Origin of the sequence: Gelidibacter algens (assembly GCF_001678675.1) — a bacterium.
GTDB classification, from domain to species: domain Bacteria; phylum Bacteroidota; class Bacteroidia; order Flavobacteriales; family Flavobacteriaceae; genus Gelidibacter; species Gelidibacter algens.
Genome location: NZ_LZRN01000011.1, coordinates 103,247 through 122,927, shown reverse-complemented (window position 1 = coordinate 122,927; position 19,681 = coordinate 103,247). Strand labels below are relative to the sequence as shown.

Sequence of the window (19,681 nt, the reverse complement as noted above, 5' to 3'; positions counted from 1 at the left end):
TTATTATTTTGTCGAATAAAAAAAACTTTACTTTTTTTGAACGAAAAATATTTTATTTGTTTCAAGAAGTATTCTAACAAAGAGCTCTCCATCATCATTATTGGATAACTTTTCATTCCAATGTCCCGATTTATCCAAAAGGACTCTTGATATTAAATAAACTGATACAGGAAAAAATTCTCTGTTAATTGCAAATGACTTCAATAAATCACTACCGTTGTCAAAATCTTTGTAAGAGATATATTCATTTTTAAAATTACTAAATAAATTCTGGACGTTAGAAAACCTTCCCCATTTGCAGGTAGCTATAGAGAATTTATCAGCTTTTGTTATAACGTTTATTTGTTCTTCTAATTTTACTTTATTTAAAACGTCGTCAGAATCCAGAAACTGTATATATTCACCTTCTGACCTTTTAATACCGTAATTTCGACACGAACTAGCTCCTTTTATTATATTTTCTGGACGTTTATGGTATTGTATTCTATTATCACACTCGCAGTAAGCTTTCATTACTTCTGATGTATTATCATCACTGCCATCATCCACAACAATACATTCCCAATAGGCGTATGTTTGGGCAATAATAGAATCCAAAGTTTCGCTTATAATGTATGCGCGATTGTAGGTTGGGATTATAATGGAGATTAATGGATTTTGCATTTATCCTTTTTTTTTTAAAAGAATTGATATTAACCTAAACCATTTAATGTTTAATTTTCGTGCTAATGTTGAATGTTCACTTTTCAATAACATTTGAACGCGTGGATTGTTTACTGTTTTGGCAATTTCACTAAAACGGCTGTAATCATTAAATGTTTTTAATGAAAGTTCATTTTTCAAAACAATATTACGCTCCTCATTCCTTCCTTTAATATTAACATTACTCAAACCACTCATGTCAAAATGACAAATTTCCAAATCTACATATTTAACTACTGTTTCGTTTAAACCAATAGAAATTAAAAAAAACTTCCAGTCGGAAACTATTTTCAGGGATTCGTCATAACTCCCATAACTTTTAAACAAATCACGTTTTATAAAAGCTGAAGGATGATTGATGGTGCCGTACAAAAAAATGAAAAAGTGTAAGTTGACTACTTTCCGGCCCTTTATCAACCTTTTCACTTCCATTAGCATATACTTTAATCAAATTACCGTATAGAATACCACAATTACCTAGATTTTTAGAAATTAAATCTAAAACTTTTACTCCCGCCAGCCAATCACCACTATTCAAAAACAACAAATACTCACCTGTGGCTTGAGCAATTCCTTTGTTCATGGCATTATAAATGCCTCTATCGGATTCACTTACCCAATATGCTAAATCTTGTTGACAGCTTTCTATATACCTTTTGCTCCCGTCAGTACTACCTCCATCTATTATAATATATTCAACGTTTGCATAGGTTTGCTCCAAAACACTGGTCATAGTCTTTTTGAGACCATCAAGGTTATTATAATTTATGGTAATAATCGAGATTTTCATGGACCTTAGCTATTCAAAATTTTTTGATACAACTGTATGTAATTAATTGCTTGGATCTTCAAGTCATATCTATTTAACGCATCATTTCTTATCTCATTTCTATCAAAATCACTTATGGTATCAAAAAATAATTCAATAGTTTTAAAAAGAGCTGCGCTACTTAAATCAGAGGTCATTAAGCCATTAAATCGATGGTTGATCATATCAGGTATCCCTCCTACTGGAAAACCGATAACAGGTGTTCCACACATCAATGATTCTAAAACAGTATTTGGCAAGTTATCCATTAGTGAAGGAATAACAAACACATCGGCTGCTGAGTAAGCGATACTCATTAAGCGTTCATCAGCAATAGCTCCCAATTCTATAAGATTAGCGTCAAAATCTAAATTACTTTCTTTGCCTCCAACAGCACATAGCACGACATCATCACGTTGCATCATCTCCAAAGCCTTTTTCAAATAGGCATAGCCCTTTCGGTGGTTATTTAAAGAAGCGGCCACAAATAAAATAACTATTTTATCTTTTGGAATATTTAAGATATCACGAGAAAAATTACGATCTCTAGGCTGAAATATCTCTGAGTTGATACCATAAGGAATACAAAAAATGTCTTTATTCTTAAATAGCATACTTTTTTGAGCCGCCTCACACAACCACTTAGAAGGCGCAACAATAGTAAGATTAAAGGCTGATTGAAGTGCTTTTTGTTTTAATTTAAGAATTTTATCACTAGTCTTCATTTCTTCTTCAGAAAAATCTCTAGAGACGGGATTGCCATCTACATCTGCGCCTAGAAACGTTTCCAAATAATGCTCCCCACCAGTAAACGGATTCATATCATGTAGAGTCCAAACAACGGGTTTTGTGTTTTTTCTAAAAAACGATTCGAAGTCTAGAAAATTGGCTACCCAATGTAAATTTATAATGTCGGCTTCTTGGTATAATGGTGAACATGTAATATCGAAATTTGAATTTGGAAAGCTGAACATTTCCAAGCCTTCTGCCCTTCGTTTTATAAACTGACTTTCTTGAGATTGCTTTGGTTGTTGAAGAAGTCCCATAACACGCAAAAAAACGAAACCCTTTTGTTTTAAGATTTGATACTTATTTTTAAAGGTGTTTGAATTGTGAATCTGGAATGTTTGCGGCACCTTCTTGCCCTTGTGCTGGAGTAATACTTTTGCGTCAACATTTGCGTGCAGTAAACCTTCATGCAAACGCAAACATGCGTTTGCAGCACCACCTCTATCGTATGTGTTGACAATTAGTACTTTCATTTATGCTTGTTTAATTCCATAAATATTCAATTGCATATCCATTCCATTGTACTCTGTTATATCAACAAAAGGAGATTTGCTTGAAAGCCCAGGAGAAGATATATATACTCTAAACTTTGCATGCTTTAAGATATCAATAATTTCATTTAAGGATTGCTCTTGCTCCACAAAAGAATGATACTCAATAAAAATCCGTTCTACTCGATATAATTCGTTAACAATATCTTTTAAGACCACGGTTTCAGCGCCTTCTATATCCAACTTTAAGAAGTCAACCGTTTTATGAAGATAAGGTTTTAAAGATGTCACAGAAACGTATTGAGTAGTAGGATGATTACTTTTGCTAAGAGACTCTAACAAGCCTCCATCTGCTCCTTCTGCATGAAATTTAAGTATTTTCTCTTCATTCCATAACCCTTTTTTTACCAGTTTGATCGTCGTAAAATTGTGAGTACTCAGATTTGTTTTCAAAATATCAAAGATTTCAGGATCTGGTTCAAAAGCAATAATTTCGGCATTAGGATACAATTCCTTGAAATAAATAGAGGCTAAACCTATATTTGCTCCACCGTCTATTATATATGGCGTTTCATTTTCAGTTCTGAATTTATAAATTTTTGTCTTGAAAATCTCGTTGTACATAAATAAGAAAGATGCACTATCAGGAATTATCAACTTATAACCATCTATTGTTGCAGATGTGGCAGTATATCTTGGTACCAGTTTCAAATTTTCAAGTTCAGTTTTAGACTTTGAAATTCCTAAATTAAGTTTCCGCTTAATTAACGCTTTAATTTCAGGTGAAACCATCCTTGAAATTTTACTTTTTAGCATTCTCTTCTTATTAGTAGTGTTGTGTTTAAAGGATTTCACCAAATTTGGTTTTAATAATACAGATTTTTTATCAACATTAACTAATTCATTAGATAGCTTTATTACATCTTGTAATTCTGTTGCCATTTTTTTGCAATGTACACCAGAACCATCTAAACCGATATTTTTAATGAGGCTCTTATTTGGATACAGAAATACACCATTTTGTAAATACATGGATACATAAAATCGCACAGCCCATGAATCATTAATACCAGTGACTTGATCTTCTAGCATTTTATAATATGTCATGCCACCAAAATCTAATTTAGGACCAATACTTTTTGAGTCCACAATATTTAAAAGCTTTTGTCCATCAAATTCTATTTCTTTCCATCTATCAAACCAAGTTCCATATCCCCACGAACTCATGATAGGTAAAAAGTAAGTAGTATCTTTAATTTTCTTCGTACTCGGAAATTGATGACCAGAAACTCCAAAAACTTTCTGTTCATCCCTATAAAGTTTTAACCCTTCATTCATAAACGTTAAAAAATAAGTTCCTGTCACAATATCATCCTCTAACACAATAACACTTTCATGTTTTTCAATGACTTCTGAAACGCCCTGAATTACAGATTTGGCCAATCCGAAATTTGTTTTGTGTTCTATAACAATTACCTCTTTACACCATTTTTTTTGTTTGACAATATCACGAACCGATGTTATTTTTTGCTTTTCTTCTTCGGAGATGGTTTCTTTGAATCCGTCACAGTAAATATAAAGTGTGCTTTGATCTGCCAAATCGTTCAACATTAAAGCTTCCAAGGTTTGTTGTGTATGCCATGGCCTATTGTAAACGAATACTATGATGGGTGCTAAGTTTTTCTCCATTATAAACTAGTTGCTAACTTATACTTTTTGGTCGCTATAATGGTATTCGATTTAGTACCATGATACTGCCCAATTGAAAACGCCAACTTTTTCACTTTTAATTTACATATAATATCATGTAGTGTGTCCTGCTCTCCCTTCCGATGCGTATCATCAATTAGAATTATAAATTCGTCCGTGGCTTCCATTCTCTCAATAAGCGAAACAACATCATAGCGAGAAAAACGGTCACTACCAAAAGGTCCGTCAACAATAATCAGATCAAATTTATCTATTATTTTAGTATTAAAATCTTTATAAACATTGCTGAGAAAACCGTTGACTTCAGTGGTCACTAACGGACAACAAACTATTTTAGAACGTTGCGATAAGCTATTTGTTTTTTGGAAGTTAGCTACCCAATCCGCATCTTGTTCCACAATGGTATGCAAAGATTCTAGTAACTGATTATTTAAAAATGCTGAAATGAATTTACTCGATTCTCCTAATCCTAAATCTAAAATGGCTTTGGGTTGAAAATCATTCAGAATTCTATTCAAAATATAAAAAAAAGAGTAATTTCCCGCCCATCTACCGACGTTCAATGGCAACTCCTCTAACCATTCCTTACCTCGAATGCTATCATGAAAAATGTGCGCCCATTCTAATTCCTTATTTTGAAGCTGAACCTCATGTAATTTCGTATTTAATATATTTATGATTAGATCTATACTCGTTAATTAAATTTTTGATTTTTGTGATCATTTATCGTATAAAATAATTGAGTAAAATATCTCCCTGATTTTTGGGCACTAATTTTCCTGAGTTATAATAATCCTTTTCAACGACTGTAAATGGCATAACCTCCACCAACCAATCCGCAATTTCATTATTTGTCATGCAAAAAAAGTTGCACGTATAATCTCCTGGAGCTAATGGAAGATCCCTTATAATAAAGATTATGCTATCTTCTTTATCTAAATTAAAATCACTAACAATGGTTTCAGTAGAAAGCCATGCTACTCTATCTCCCATATAATTATTAAAGCCAACATCTATTTTAAAATTTCGAATAGGTTCCGTGACATTTCGTTTCAATTGAACTTTAACTTGTAAATCTTTGAAGGTCTCAATAATGTTATTTGTTTGATTTTCTGAAACAAAAACTGCCTCTTCAAAAACTAACTTCTGGTGTCCTTTTCGTTTTGTCATCTCAGACAATTTTGTACTTGGAAATGCATTAGCAGTTAAATACACTTTTACAATTTCGTCAATAGCTCCTACTGATTTGATCTTGCCATGCTCTAATAAGACACCTCTCGTACACAAGCTCTCCACCGCTGCCATATTATGACTCACAAACAGCACCGTACGCCCTTCTCCTCTGCTAATATCCTGCATCTTGCCAATCGCCTTCTTTTGAAACTCTGCATCGCCAACCGCCAAAACCTCATCAATTACCAAAATATCAGGTTCTAAATGGGCGGCTACCGCAAAAGCCAAACGCACAGTCATGCCTGAAGAATAGCGCTTGACTGGCGTATCAATATAACGCTCACAACCTGAGAAGGAAATGATCTCGTCCAGTTTGCTTTTTATCTCTTTTTTGGTCATTCCCAAAATAGCACCATTGAGATACACATTTTCACGTCCGGTCATTTCTGGATGAAACCCCGTACCCACTTCCAACAAAGAAGCGATTCGGCCTTTTGTTTTAATTTCCCCTGTGGTTGGACTCGTGACTCGTGATAAAATCTTTAATAAGGTGGACTTGCCTGCACCATTTTTACCTATAATGCCCAACACCTCACCACGCTTCACTTCAAAATTGATATCCTGCAAGGCCCACACATAGTCAGAGTTGCCTTTGGTACTCCGGTCATTAGATTCGCCCACTTTTAAAAACGGGTCGTCCTTACCACGTACCTTATGCCACCATCGGTTCAAATCATGACTGATCGTACCCGTGCCCACAGTACCTAAGCGGTATTGCTTGCTGATGTTTTCGGCTTTTAGGATGACGCTCATTTTCTGTTATCGGTTTTCGGTTGTCGGTTTTCGGTTTTCGGTACTCTGTTGTCTGTTGTCTGTTTTCGGTTCTCGGTTCTCGGTTTTCTGTTTTCGGTTTTTTGTTGTCGATTCTCTGTTGTCTGTTTTCGGTTTTCGGTTGTCGGTTTTCGGTTTTCGGTTTTCGGTTTTCGGTTTTCGGTTTTCGGTTCGTGTTGTCGGTTGTTGGTTGTCAGAAAACTCATAACGGACAACTCATAACGGACAACTCATAACGGACAACTCATAACTGACAACTCATAACTGACAACTCATAACTGACAACTCATAACGGATAACTCATAATGGACAACTCATAACGGACAACAGCTATTTCCAATCTTTTTCTACATACATTATAAAATTGAACAATTTTGCTCCTAAAATATCGTATTTATTAAGTAAATCCTTAATTTTTAAATCTGGATATAGCTTCTGAATCATTTCTAATTGCGAAAGACACTCCAGTAAGGAAGCATGCGCATAAACTAAAAATTTAATAAAATCTTGTTTGTATCTACGTCTGCCGTATCCTTCGACTATATTGTCTTTAACACTTTTGGAAGAACGCCTCACTTGACTTCCTTGCTCGTATAATTCAAATTTTGGCAATTTTAATGATACGTGATGAACTTCTAAAGCATAATCAAATGCTAAATTATAAACGTCCAAATCTCTGTATGATTTCATCTTAGACCTATTTTAAATTATTAAATGTTATCGGTTGTCTGTTATCTGTTGTCGGTTGTCTGTTGTCGGTTGTCTGTTGTCTGTTGTCTGTTCACCGAGAACTCACAACCCAGAACCCACAACCGTCTAAACCGTGTCAATAAACGTCTTCTCCGTCTTATTAAAAATAACCAATCCTACTAAAAATAACACAATACTGATTATTAACGTATACCCAAACCCAAACCAACTAAAAGTCCCTGTATTTAACAGCATGTATCTAAAGCCTTCAATAATTTGGGTCAGCGGATTATATTCTACCAAAAGCGCTACCATTTCTGGAAACTTAGCCTTCGCCTCGCTTACAGGATATGGAACAGCAGACACATACATCAATAGTTGCACGCCAAAACTAACCAAAATGGTTAAGTCTCTATATTTAGTGGTCATGGAGGAGATGATCATCCCCAAGCCCAAGCCCAATAAAGCCATCATGATGATATATACAGGAAGCAAAACGATATGGCTATTAAAGCCCAAGGTACTCCCCTGAAACGCATAATACACATAAAAGCCAATAAAAATACCCAATTGGATCCCAAACTTCAAAAGATTGGAAATCGTAATCGACATGGGCATAATGACCCTTGGAAAATACACTTTCCCAAAAATCCCCTGATTGCTGGTAAAGGTGCTGGAGGTTCCGGTAAGGCATTCCCGAAAGTAATTCCAGGCGGTAATTCCTGCCAAGTTGAATAAAAATGGAGGCACCCCATTGGTAGAAATCTGTCCGAGGTTATTAAATATCAAGGTAAAAATAACCGAGGTAAATAGGGGTTGGATCACATACCAAAGCGGCCCTAAAATGGTCTGTTTATAAACCGTAACAATATCCCGTTTCACAAAAAGAATCAACAAATCACGATACCGCCAAATCTCTTTGAAGTTGAGGTCAATAAGTTTGTGCTTTGAAGAAATGGTGTACAACCATTGATCTTGTGGTGTCATAAAAAGCAGGCATTTTTACGGCGCTAAGATAAAAGAAATTATGCGGTTAGCCCTAACATTTTGAAGGGGACTTGTAAAATTTGATCATGTGCTGCAAGCCGGCGTCTAAACAAGTAAGCTCCCGTTGTAAAATAGCTTTCATTTTGGTGACATCGGGGCAGCGGCGGCGCATATCGCCTTCCACTAAAGCCGGCAAGTGAATAATTTTAGAAGTGGAGCCGGTAACTGCGATAATGCGTTCCGCCAGTTCCAGAACAGTCATCTCTAGGTCATTACCCACATTTAAAACCGTGTTTCTATAGGCGTCTTGCAATGTTTTGAGGCACGTGTCAACCGTATCTTCTATATAACAAAACGATCGGGTCTGTAGTCCATCGCCATGAATATGTATGGGCTGATCTGCCAAAGCAGCCTTTAAAAATTTAGGAATCACAAAGTCTCCACTCTGATGTGGCCCATAGGTATTAAAAAACCGAAAAATAGTATAGTCCAAACCATATTCTTTTTGATAGGATCTAAAAAAAGCCTCCCCCACATTCTTGACAATGGCATAAGGCAACCGCGAATTTAGAGGGGTGGTGTTTTCGTTTTGGGGGATTTCAAAAGGCTCGCCATACACTTCCGAAGAACTGGAGTAAAAGACCCGCTTGACCCCCGAGTTTTTTGAAAGTGATAACACATTCTTTATCCCTTCAATATCATTCAAAACAGCCACAGGATGCTCTAAGGTGCGCGTCACGCCAACCACGGCCGCAAAATGGAATACGTAATCAAAATCAAAACGTCCAAAAACAGGCATCATATCATTGTAGACATTAACATCAGCATTGATGAATTTTATGTTTGGTTGTTTCGGAATTTTGGAGAGATGTCCCGTAGATAAATTATCGACAATTAGGATTTGGTAGTCTTGGGTTTCCGCCAATTTAGCAGCCAAAGCACTTCCAATATTGCCGGCACCACCTGTAATTAAAAAATTGGTCATAGGATCTTTTAAATAGTAAAGAAAGGCCATCTTTTAAATGGATGATACCCTTCACTTTAAAAATATTCAGGAGGTCTTTACTACCATTCAACCTGAAATGTAAAACGAATATAAAAAAATAGACAGAACTACACGTTTAATAATCTTAAAATTAATAACCTGAGGGAGTAGTTCAATATTGAAGTAAATAACAAAGCAAACCGGAACTCTGCGTCTAAACTCTCCCACTACGTCGGCTGAGTCACCTCTATGGTGAAATAACGAGAAGTATGGAACCCTCCGTCCAAACCTCCTAACGTCGGTTCGGCCACCTCCCTTTGAAAATAAAGGGAGGAGCAGTTTGGTTAGAATTAATAATAAACTGAACGTTACCTTCAAAAAAAAAGAAGGCCTTTAGCATGAATCATAAACATAGGTTCTTAACCAAAGCCTAAACCCCAATAAACCTTAACAATCCAGCTCCCCTCTTTTTTTTAAAAGAGGCGACCGAGCGTTAAAAAATAGTTCAGTGAACTATTTTAGCGAAGGGGCGAGCTGGCGCGCTGGCAACTAGTTTGGACGGGGAGTTTACAAACAAAAATGAGAGGTATACAAACGCAGTTTGGACGGGGAGTTTTAAAATAAACAAGAAAAAGGCCAATTAATTAAAGCCAAAACCCCAATAAACCCTAACACTAGAAAAAAGTCAATTAATTAAAGCCCAAACCCCAATAAACCCTAACAATCCAGCTCCCCTCTTTTTTTTAAAGAGGGGTGGACAAACGCAGTTTGGACGGGGAGTTTTCCAAAGTAAACAAGAAAAAAGTCAATTAATTAAAGCCCAAACCCCAATAAACCCTAACAATCCAGCTCCCCTCTTTTTTTAAAGAGGCGACCGAGCGTTAAAAAATAGTTCAGTGAACTATTTTAGCGAAGGGGCGAGCTGGCGCGCTGGCAACTAGTTTGGACGGGGTGTTCAAAAGAGGAGTTCTCAAATAAATTCCGTAAATTTCATACATGTCCAAACAGCAAATCCATACCAAAAAAGAATTAAAAGATTACAGGACAGCCCTGCGTAAAAGGCTAACTCCCGCAGAAGCCTTTCTATGGACACAGTTGAAATCAAGACAACTGGACAGCAAACGGTTTACCAGGCAGCACAGCATTGGCTTTTATATCGTTGATTTTTATTGTGCTTCTGAAAAATTAGTCATTGAATTGGATGGAGAGATTCATAACACCCCGAAAGCTCAAGAATATGACAAAAAACGAACTGTCTATCTAGAGAGCTTAGGTTATAAAGTTATTCGGTTTGAAAACAAAATGGTTTTTGATTATCTGCCGTCGGTTTTACAAGAAATTAGGGAATGTTTTAATACTGGAATATGACAGGGCAAATCGGAACCCTTCGTCTAAACATGCTAATATCGGTATAGCCACTTAACCTTGGAAATAACGAGAAGTGCGGAACCCTCCGTCCAAACCTCCTAACGTCGGTTCGGCCACCTCCCTTTGAAAATAAAGGGAGGAGCAGTTTGGTTAGAATTAATTATAATCTGGACGTTACCTGCAAAAAAAAATAAAATTTTAGCATGAAAAATACACATAGACTATTAATCAACGCCAAGTCCTAATAAACACTAACAATCCAGCTCCCCTCTTTTTTTTCAAAGAGGCGACCGAGCGTTAAAAAATAGTTCAGTGAACTATTTTAGCGAAGGGGCGAGCTGGCGCGCTGGCAACTAGTTTGGACGGGGAGTTTTAAAGTAAACAAGAAAAAAGTCAATTAATTAAAGCCCAAACCCCAATAAACCCTAACAATCAAGCTCCCCTCTTTTTTTTCTAAAGAGGCGACCGAGCGTTAGAAAATAGTTGAGTGAACTATTTTAGCGAAGAGGCGAACTGGCGAGCTGGCAAATAGTCTGGACGGGGAGTTCAAACCTTAAGTGCGGACGGAGAGTTTGAGTTAATATTCCCTAAACCCATCCCCAAATCTACCCCTGCGAAAGCGTAGATCTCTCGAACCAATCCCAAGTGATTTTGAGCCCTTCTCTAACCGTATATCGGGGTTTGTAACCCAATAAGTTCTTAGCTTTAGAAATATCGGCTAAAGAATCGCGCACATCACCCTGACGGTCTGGCCCGTATTCAGCTTCCAACTGAGAATCGGCGGCTGATTTTAAGGAGTCCCATAAATAATTGATATCAATACGCTCACCACAAGCCACATTATACACCTGATTGCCGGCATCTTTTGAGGCAAAAAAGCCTTTTACATTGGCCTGAACCACATTATCAATAAATGTAAAATCTCTGGTTTGTCCGCCATCGCCATTTATTTTAGGCGACTTGTCATCTTTTAAGGCCTGCATAAACACAGGAATAACTGCCGCATAAGCACCGTTCGGACTTTGTTTAGGCCCAAAGACGTTAAAGTAACGCAACCCAATCACATCAGTGCCGTAGGTTTTTCCAAATACATCGGCATAAAGCTCATTCACATATTTAGTAACGGCGTAAGGCGATAACGGTTTCCCTATGGTATCCTCCTTTTTTGGCAACGACTTGCTATCACCATAAGTAGAACTTGAGGCCGCATACACCATGCGTTTAACCGTAGAATTATCTTTTAAAGCAATCATCATATTCAAAAAGCCTGAAATATTGACGGCGTTTGTAGTTGCAGGGTCATTGATAGAGCGCGGTACAGACCCCAATGCTGCTTGGTGCGACACATAGTCTATATCCTTAACTGCCCTATGGCAGGTGTCCACATCCCTAATATCGCCTTCCATCAGTTCAAAAGCAGGATGTGCCATAAACTCAGCAATATTTTCACGATAGCCATTTGAAAAGTCATCCAATACACGCACTTTTTTGGCACCATGTTGCAAGAGGTACTGCACCAAATTGGAGCCAATAAATCCTGCCCCTCCTGTAATTAGAAAGCTGTATCTTGATAAATCTTCGGTATGATGGGCGTGTGTGTACATTATAATCTGGAGTCTACGGATTCTTTAGGCAATAAGGACTTGACGTCAAAAATAACGCCTATATCTGATTTTAATCCTTTGAAATCCAATTCTAAAAATTGATTGTGCGATACGGCCAATACAATGGCATCATAATTTGATGCCAGATCACTTTTTGATCCTATTAAATCCAAACCATACTCATGTTTCACCTCCTCAGTAGAAGCCCACGGATCAAAAACATCCACCTCTACATCATAACTCTGAAACTCTTTTACGATATCGATCACTCTGGAATTCCGAATATCCGGACAGTTTTCTTTAAAGGTAATCCCCAATACCAATGCTTTTGCGCCTTTAATAGTGGCTCCTTTTTTGATCATCATTTTAACAGTCTCTTGAGCTACATAGCTGCCCATACTATCATTCATCTTACGGCCTGCCAATATAATTTCAGGATTGTAACCTGATTCAATAGCTTTTTGGGCCAAATAATAAGGATCTACGCCAATACAATGTCCGCCAACCAAACCTGGCGACATTTTGATAAAGTTCCATTTGGTACCTGCAGCTTCCAATACGGCTTTGGTATCAATGTCAAGCAATCTGAATATTTTTGAGAGTTCATTCACAAAGGCAATATTGATATCGCGCTGTGAATTTTCAATCACTTTCGCAGCTTCGGCAACTTTTATGGTGGGTGCCATATGGGTTCCTGCCGTAATGATAGTTTTATAGAGGTTGTCAACTTTTATAGCTATTTCTGGCGTAGAACCTGAAGTAACTTTCAAAATTTTAGTAACCGTATGGGTTTTATCTCCCGGATTGATCCGTTCTGGCGAATATCCTGCAAAGAAATCAACGTTGAATGTCAATCCCGATTCTTTCTCCAAAATGGGTACACAAATATCTTCTGTAACTCCAGGATATACAGTAGATTCATAGATTACAACGGCACCCTTTTTCAATATTTTACCCACGGTTTCACTGGCTTTTACCAAAGGAGTGAAAATTGGTTTATTGAGGGCATCTGTTGGCGTTGGCACAGTAACAATATAAAAATCAGAATCTTCTATATCTGCAGATTTGTTAGAGACGAGCAAACCGGTTTTAACCGATGTATCCTTTACCAAAATAGATTTGAGATCCTCATTATCAACTTCCAGTGTTCTGTCAATACCTTGATTTAACTCATCAATCCGTTTCTGGTTGATGTCAAATCCGACGACAAGAAACTTTTTTGCAAATTCTGCCGCGAGCGGCAAACCTACATATCCTAAACCTATTACGGTAATTTTGGGTTGGGTATTCATATTAGCTTTTTAGTGATTTTAATAGAAAGATCAAATCTAAAGAAAAACTCCAATTCTTTACGTATTTTTTATTGATATCGACCTTATCTTTCCAAATAACCGTTCTATTGTAAGTTTCAGGGTTAAGCTGTTTGGCCAGAATAAGCTCTTCATCTTTGTACTTTAAAGTGGCAGGCCCAGTAATGCCCGGTTTGACTTTTAAGATGAGCCGATCTTCTCCTTCAAGTACATCAGCAAATCCTGCAAGATCCGGTCTTGGACCAACAAAACTCATATCGCCCTTTAAAACATTAAAAAGCTGTGGGAGCTCATCCAATTTATAATTTCTCAAGAACTTGCCAAGAGAGGTCGCGCTAGTCTCCAAATGACCTAAGCGGTGCACACCTTTCTTTAATGTTCTAATTTTATAAATTTTAAAAGGCTTCCCAAACTGACCTATCCGAACTTGAGAAAACACACCATTGTCTCGAGTGTCGATACTGGCCATTATAACAAGAAGCACAATAGGAATAATGAGAATGGGCAACAACAATAGCGCCAGCAACAGATCAAAAACACGCTTTACAAGTAGTTGTTGGGAAGTGATCAATGCGAGTGCTTAGGTATTGTTTTTTATAAATTTCTTGAAACGTTTCAACACCGATTTTTTGCCATTACCTTCATGATAGGCATTTCCATAAACGCCATACCCGTAGCCATAACCGTAACCATAGCCATAGCCGTAATTATGGTTGGTTTTGTGTTTATAAAAATTGAGTACAAAACTGATATTCTTGACTTCCCCCATCTTGTATTTAGCATTGATTAGGGCCAACATTCCCTTTTTGGTATAATCCAACCGCACCATAAACAAGGTAGCGTCAGCATATTGGGTAAGCTCTAAAGCATCAGTAACCAACCCAAGAGGCGGCGTATCCAAAACAATAATGTCATAGGTACTGCGAACATGTTCCATGAGTGTCTTCATTCGGTCTCCCATCAACAACTCTGACGGATTTGGAGGCACGGGCCCTGAAGGAATGACATCAAGATTTTCAATGAGCGATTGATAATTAATCTCATCAAATGTACTTTCACCAATTAAATAATTGACGACACCTCTATCATTGGTGATTTCAAAATCACCGAAAATTTTGGGCTTTCTCAAATCCAATCCCAATAACAAGGTTTTCTTTCCTGATAGGGCATATACAGTGGCCATATTAACGGAACAAAAGGTTTTACCTTCACCACTTACAGAAGACGTGATCATAATGGTTTTTCCTCTTCCCTCTTTCTTTCCTTGTTTTTTATAAATAAATTGTAAACTGGAGCGGATGGATCTAAAGGATTCCGCAACAGCAGATTTTGGCTTTTCAAAAACAACCAAATTGTTCTTATAATTGTATTTCCCTATCAATCCGAGAATTGGAATGTTAGATAAACGCTCCACCTCATCAGAACCATGAATAGTACTGTCCAACAAGAAAATTATGAAGATCAAAAACATAGGTGCAAAAAAACCAACCATTAAAGCCATCATGTAATTGAGCGACTTGTTGGGTCCTATAAGCCCTCCCCCAATATCCTTAGCTTCATCAATAGACGTGATGTCAGAAACATTTGCTGCCTTTACAATGGCTGCCTCACCTCTTTTGGACAAGTAAATATCATAGGCCTGCTGGCTGATATTCATCTTACGCTGAATCTTTAAAAATTGTTGTTGATCTTCTGGCAACCCATTCAATTGTGATTCCAAATTGCCAATGATTTTTGACATCGTATTGAGCTGCAGTCTGATGGTACCTTGTGTTGCATCAATGGTCTCCAACAGCACATTCTTTTCAGAATTCAATTGGCTATCAATTTCCTTAAATAAAATACTGCCTTCCTTAGTGGTATATTCTAAATTTTGGCGCTCAATGGCCAAGGCTGTAATTTTAGAAACGCTAGCTAATATATTGACCTCCTCAATCCCAGCTGATGTTGGGGCGGCAATTTTGGTATAATCTGTTTTGGTACGTAAATAATTTTCAAGCGCATTGAGGTAATTAAGTTTGGATTGCTCCGTTTCTTTTTGGATATCCAATTCTTTTAACTTTTCAGAAATAATCTGCATTTCTTCACTAACATCAAAAACTTTGTTCTGTCTTCTGAAGGTATTCATTTCATCTGTCACATCCTTCAAGTTATCATTTACCGCACTTAAGCTGCTGTCAATAAATTTGATCGTATTTGTAGCGTAAAGGTTTTTCCGATCCAATTCCATTTTGCTCAAAATAGCAGTTGTGGCATTGAGGTAATCTACAATCTTGGATTTATTGTTTCCTATTAACGACAACTTCAAAACTGATGCTGATTCTTTAGAAAAAGGCTCAATTTTAATACCGTTTTGAAAACCATTCACGACGCCATCAAAATTCAGAAACCCTACAAAATATTCAGCGTTTTTCTCTGGGATGTGATTGGGCCTGGGACTTATGGTAGCGTTAAAAAACGGCAGACTGATGGTCTGTCCGAAATTATACGTTTGTTTGAATACTCCTTGAGGCACTCTTTCTTGATAGGTTTCTTTATCAGATGGGCGTTGCACAGTAGCTACGGTAACCGCAAAATCCATAAAAATCTCGAACTGATTGTCATTGATAAACCTAATCCCTACGGGCGGTCCAAGAATTTGGCCTTTGGTTTTATCAAGGTTTACAACAAAAGGTGCTTCCTTATAGATGTCTTCCATTCGGTACTTCCCCTGTTCAAGATATTGCATGTAATATTGCAATGAATCGACCACCAACTCATTATGAGTTCTGGTCTTGATGGACGTCATAATCTTTCCTACTTTACCTGAAACACCACCCCAATTAAATGAAATACTGGTATTGGCCGTAAAGAAAGGATTTTGCTCACTCTCTATAGAAATCAGAGAATCCAAACGGTAAATATTTTGTTTTCTTACGTTAATAAGATAGGCGATAACCAATGCAATACCAATACTCAACAGCACCAACTTCCAAAGGTTAAGAGCCTTAAATAAGAATCCCCTAAAATCAAAGGTGACCCCTCTTGGTTCTGAATAGTCGTTGTCGTAATCTTCCATAATAAGAGTCTACCTGGTAATTAATAAGATGGTTGTGGTTAAAATCCCTATAACAGAAACTAAAGTAGCCAATGTTTCACGTCCCGTAATACCAGTACCCCAAGTTTTCTGTTTGAGTGGCTTAACGTAGATCATATCATTGGGCTGAATATAATAGTATGGCGAATTCATAACATTGACATCTGTTAAATCCAAATGATGAATTTGCTGTCCTTGAGGATATTGCCTGATGACCATCACATCTTTACGGTCTCCAGTTATTGGAATTTCACCCACATTGGCAATGGCTTGAAAGATGTTAACACGTTCCTGAAACAGTACCTGAGTTCCCGGACTGCCTACTTCACCGTTGGCACTGAAGCGTAAACCTGCCAGTTTAACAGTTACGAAAATATTGGCGGTTTCCTTGAATTGTTCATCCAGAAGTTTGGCCTCAATCATTTTTTCGATCTCCTCAGTAGTAAATCCCAAAACATTTATCATGCCTAAGGTTGGAATGCGAATATTACCATGAACATCCACAGTAAACCCATCAAAATAGGCGCGTTCACTTGAACTGGCACTCAAATTTCCTTCGCCGATAGGATTCAGGATACTCACCGTATTTTGATCGATGGACTTGACCCGAACGTTCAAAATATCATTAATCTGAACACGATACGGTTTTTGCTGCTCTACCATCATCTGTAAAGAATCTGTGGCAGTATTTTTATTTTGGAGATACACGATGTCTTTGTGAGGAATACAGGAGGTCAATAAACTTATGGAAAACAGTGCAATAGCCAATAAAACTCTATTCATATTAAGGGTTCTTGTTGTGGCACAAATATAACGTATCACTAACAATATCAAAATTAATATACCTTTTTTTAGTGAATGGCCACATGCTACAGCATTCAACGACTTTCTTCTCTAAAAAGTATTCTTGATTATTGATTCCCAATTCTCTATTCTTTATTCTCTATTCTTTATTCTCTATTCTTATACATATTCACGTTATTTGCAAAAAAATAGACTTTGAACTTTCTTACCGTTGAATCCATCTCAAAATCTTATGGCGAAGTGTCGCTATTTGAAGACCTTTCCTTTAGCATCCATAAAGATGATAAAATTGCCTTTGTTGCAAAAAATGGAAGTGGCAAGACCTCCATCCTCAATATCATTTCTGGAATGGACCAGCCTGACAATGGTCAAGTGGTAATCAGGAAAGGGCTGCGCTTATCATTTTTATCGCAATCCCCTCAATTTGAAGACGAGCTTACGATAGAAGACACTATTTTTAATTCTGATCTCCCAATTTTAAAGATCATTGAAAGCTATGAAAAGGCGCTTTTAAATCCGGAAGACGCTGATGCTTACCAAAAAGCTTTTGAAGGGATGGATCGACATAATGCTTGGGAATTTGAATTGCGTTTCAAGCAAATCCTATCGCAATTGAAACTTGACGATCTCAGTCAAAAAATCAAAACACTATCCGGGGGTCAGAAAAAACGTTTGGCCCTGGCCACGGCGCTTATCAATAATCCTGATCTTTTAATATTGGATGAACCTACCAACCACCTCGATCTGGAAATGATTGAATGGCTGGAGCAGTATTTCGCCAAGGCGCAAATGACTTTATTTATGGTAACGCATGACCGGTATTTTTTGGAGCGCGTTTGTAATGAAATTATTGAATTGGACCACGGTAAACTCTTTACCTATAAAGGCAATTACACCTATTATTTAGAGCAAAAAGAGGCGCGGGTAACCAATGAAACGGTTGAAACTGGCAAAGCCAAACAACTCTTCAAAAAAGAATTGGATTGGATGCGCCGTCAGCCAAAGGCCCGAACCACCAAATCTAAATCGCGCATTGACGATTTTCACGATATTAAAGCGAAAGCCCACCAGCGTAGAAATGACCACCAGATACAGTTGGAAATCAACATGGAACGTTTGGGCAGTAAAATTGTAGAGTTTCATAAAGTCTCAAAATCCTTTAAGGATAAGGTGATTTTGGATGGTTTTGAATATGTGTTCAAAAAAGGTGAACGTATTGGTATCATTGGGAAAAATGGGACGGGCAAATCGACTTTTTTAAATATGTTGACACAGTCCATTCAACCTGATGCAGGAAAAGTCATCATTGGGGAAACCGTGAAATTCGGCTATTACACCCAAAGTGGCATCAACATCAAGGAAGGCCAAAAGGTGATTGACGTTATTAAAGAATTTGGTGAATACATCCCCTTAACCAAAGGTCGTCAGATCAGTGCGCAACAATTACTGGAGCGTTTTTTATTTGATAGAAAAAAGTCCTATGATTTTGTTGAAAAACTGAGTGGTGGCGAGCAGAAACGCTTGTATCTCTGTACCATATTAATCCAAAACCCAAATTTCCTAATTCTGGATGAGCCTACCAACGATTTGGATATTGTAACGCTAAATGTACTTGAGGATTTCCTTTTGGATTTTCCTGGATGCTTGCTAGTGGTGTCCCACGACCGTTATTTTATGGATAAGATTGTCGACCATTTATTTGTTTTTAGAGGCGGTGGTGAGGTAGAAGATTTCCCAGGTAATTACTCTGACTATCGTGATTATGAAGCGTCAACACCCTATGTGGAAGTTGCCAAAACCCAAACTTCTGTTGAAGATCCCAAAAAAAATGAGGCCGAAAAACTCTCCTATAACGAGCAAAAGGAACTAAAATCACTAACTGGCAAAATCAGATCTTTGGAATTGGACAAAAAAGCCTTTGAAACCAAATTTCATGACACGTCATTAAAGCAGGATCAAATCAACAAACTGTCACAGGATTTACAAAAAATTATCGATGAGATTGCCGTAAAAGAGGCACGGTGGTTTGAACTATCTGAGAAATTGGAATCGTGATTTATTAGGATTGTTTATTGTTATTCTTTATTGTTATTCTTTATTGTTATTTTATTTTAAGATTATCGAAAAACCTAGCAATTCACCCCTTGCGAACCTTGCGCAACCTTTGCGAGCCTTGCGGTTAAAGGTGTGAGGTGTGAGGTATGATCTATCGGAAAAATTGGAATCGTAATTTATTAGTATTGTTTATTATCATTATTTATTGGTTGCAGGCTTAAAATTCGAACGTTTAAGGGCTTGGTGTTTAATGAGATGAAAAATCTATCGAATAAATTTTAATCTTTAATTTCGAAAC

Annotated in this window: 17 protein-coding genes; 2 read left to right on the top strand and 15 right to left on the bottom strand. The window is 37.2% G+C overall.

From position 1 onward, the window contains the following. Positions 1-27: 27 nt before the first annotated feature. The 10 genes from A9996_RS07595 to A9996_RS07550 all read right to left on the bottom strand — a co-directional run bounded on the left by A9996_RS07595 (position 28) and on the right by A9996_RS07550 (position 9,166). Complete coding sequence (locus tag A9996_RS07595; protein WP_066432838.1) at positions 28-663, bottom strand: glycosyltransferase family 2 protein; 636 nt, start codon at positions 661-663, stop codon at positions 28-30. Continuing rightward, positions 664-1,029: a glycosyltransferase family protein gene (locus A9996_RS19555; protein WP_083993886.1), complete on the bottom strand. Its 366-nt coding sequence runs from the start codon at positions 1,027-1,029 to the stop codon at positions 664-666. A 1-nt stretch (position 1,030) separates the two neighbouring features. After that, positions 1,031-1,492: a glycosyltransferase gene (locus A9996_RS19550; RefSeq protein WP_083993885.1), complete on the bottom strand. Its 462-nt coding sequence runs from the start codon at positions 1,490-1,492 to the stop codon at positions 1,031-1,033. A gap of 5 nt (positions 1,493-1,497) precedes the next feature. Next, on the bottom strand, positions 1,498-2,772 hold the full coding sequence (locus A9996_RS07585) for a glycosyltransferase (protein WP_066432836.1): 1,275 nt from the start codon (positions 2,770-2,772) through the stop codon (positions 1,498-1,500). Next, on the bottom strand, positions 2,773-4,479 hold the full coding sequence (locus A9996_RS07580; protein ID WP_066432834.1) for an FkbM family methyltransferase: 1,707 nt from the start codon (positions 4,477-4,479) through the stop codon (positions 2,773-2,775). Then, a complete protein-coding gene (locus tag A9996_RS07575; protein WP_157487193.1) occupies positions 4,479-5,018 on the bottom strand; it encodes a hypothetical protein in 540 nt (179 codons plus the stop codon). The genes A9996_RS07580 and A9996_RS07575 overlap by 1 nt, the downstream gene beginning before the upstream one ends. A 205-nt stretch (positions 5,019-5,223) precedes the next feature. Next, the gene (locus A9996_RS07570; RefSeq protein ID WP_066432827.1) at positions 5,224-6,486 is read right to left on the bottom strand and encodes an ABC transporter ATP-binding protein; all 1,263 of its coding nucleotides are present in this window, start codon (positions 6,484-6,486) and stop codon (positions 5,224-5,226) included. 348 nt (positions 6,487-6,834) lie between these two features. After that, a complete protein-coding gene (locus tag A9996_RS07560) occupies positions 6,835-7,194 on the bottom strand; it encodes a four helix bundle protein (protein ID WP_066432825.1) in 360 nt (119 codons plus the stop codon). A gap of 126 nt (positions 7,195-7,320) precedes the next feature. Continuing rightward, complete coding sequence (locus tag A9996_RS07555; RefSeq protein WP_066432822.1) at positions 7,321-8,181, bottom strand: ABC transporter permease; 861 nt, start codon at positions 8,179-8,181, stop codon at positions 7,321-7,323. Positions 8,182-8,233: 52 nt separating this feature from the next. Then, positions 8,234-9,166, bottom strand: a complete 933-nt coding sequence (locus tag A9996_RS07550) for an NAD-dependent epimerase/dehydratase family protein (protein ID WP_111625843.1) — start codon at positions 9,164-9,166, stop codon at positions 8,234-8,236. Positions 9,167-10,162: 996 nt separating this feature from the next. On the opposite strand from A9996_RS07550, the gene A9996_RS07545 reads away from it, so the two are divergent. After that, a complete protein-coding gene (locus A9996_RS07545; protein WP_066432818.1) occupies positions 10,163-10,534 on the top strand; it encodes an endonuclease domain-containing protein in 372 nt (123 codons plus the stop codon). 605 nt (positions 10,535-11,139) lie between these two features. Here the strand turns inward: A9996_RS07545 and A9996_RS07540 are convergent. The 5 genes from A9996_RS07540 to A9996_RS07520 are packed head-to-tail and all read right to left on the bottom strand — an operon-like array spanning position 11,140 to position 17,307. Beyond that, positions 11,140-12,138 (bottom strand): SDR family oxidoreductase, encoded by a 999-nt coding sequence (locus tag A9996_RS07540; RefSeq protein ID WP_066432816.1) that lies wholly within the window; start codon positions 12,136-12,138, stop codon positions 11,140-11,142. Next, positions 12,138-13,430 (bottom strand): nucleotide sugar dehydrogenase, encoded by a 1,293-nt coding sequence (locus A9996_RS07535; RefSeq protein ID WP_066432814.1) that lies wholly within the window; start codon positions 13,428-13,430, stop codon positions 12,138-12,140. Before A9996_RS07535 ends, A9996_RS07540 begins: the two co-directional genes overlap by 1 nt. Position 13,431: 1 nt before the next feature. After that, positions 13,432-14,019 (bottom strand): sugar transferase, encoded by a 588-nt coding sequence (locus A9996_RS07530; RefSeq protein ID WP_245905278.1) that lies wholly within the window; start codon positions 14,017-14,019, stop codon positions 13,432-13,434. Positions 14,020-14,028: 9 nt separating this feature from the next. Continuing rightward, the gene (locus tag A9996_RS07525) at positions 14,029-16,506 is read right to left on the bottom strand and encodes an exopolysaccharide transport family protein (RefSeq protein ID WP_066432811.1); all 2,478 of its coding nucleotides are present in this window, start codon (positions 16,504-16,506) and stop codon (positions 14,029-14,031) included. A 9-nt stretch (positions 16,507-16,515) separates the two neighbouring features. Then, positions 16,516-17,307 carry a polysaccharide biosynthesis/export family protein gene (locus tag A9996_RS07520; RefSeq protein WP_066432807.1) on the bottom strand — a complete coding sequence of 264 codons (792 nt, stop codon included), beginning with the start codon at positions 17,305-17,307 and terminating at the stop codon, positions 16,516-16,518. A 216-nt stretch (positions 17,308-17,523) separates the two neighbouring features. Between A9996_RS07520 and A9996_RS07515 the strand changes: the two genes are divergently transcribed. Next, positions 17,524-19,383, top strand: coding sequence for an ABC-F family ATP-binding cassette domain-containing protein (locus A9996_RS07515; RefSeq protein ID WP_066432805.1), 1,860 nt, complete (start codon positions 17,524-17,526; stop codon positions 19,381-19,383). The last annotated feature ends 298 nt before the right edge of the window (positions 19,384-19,681 follow it).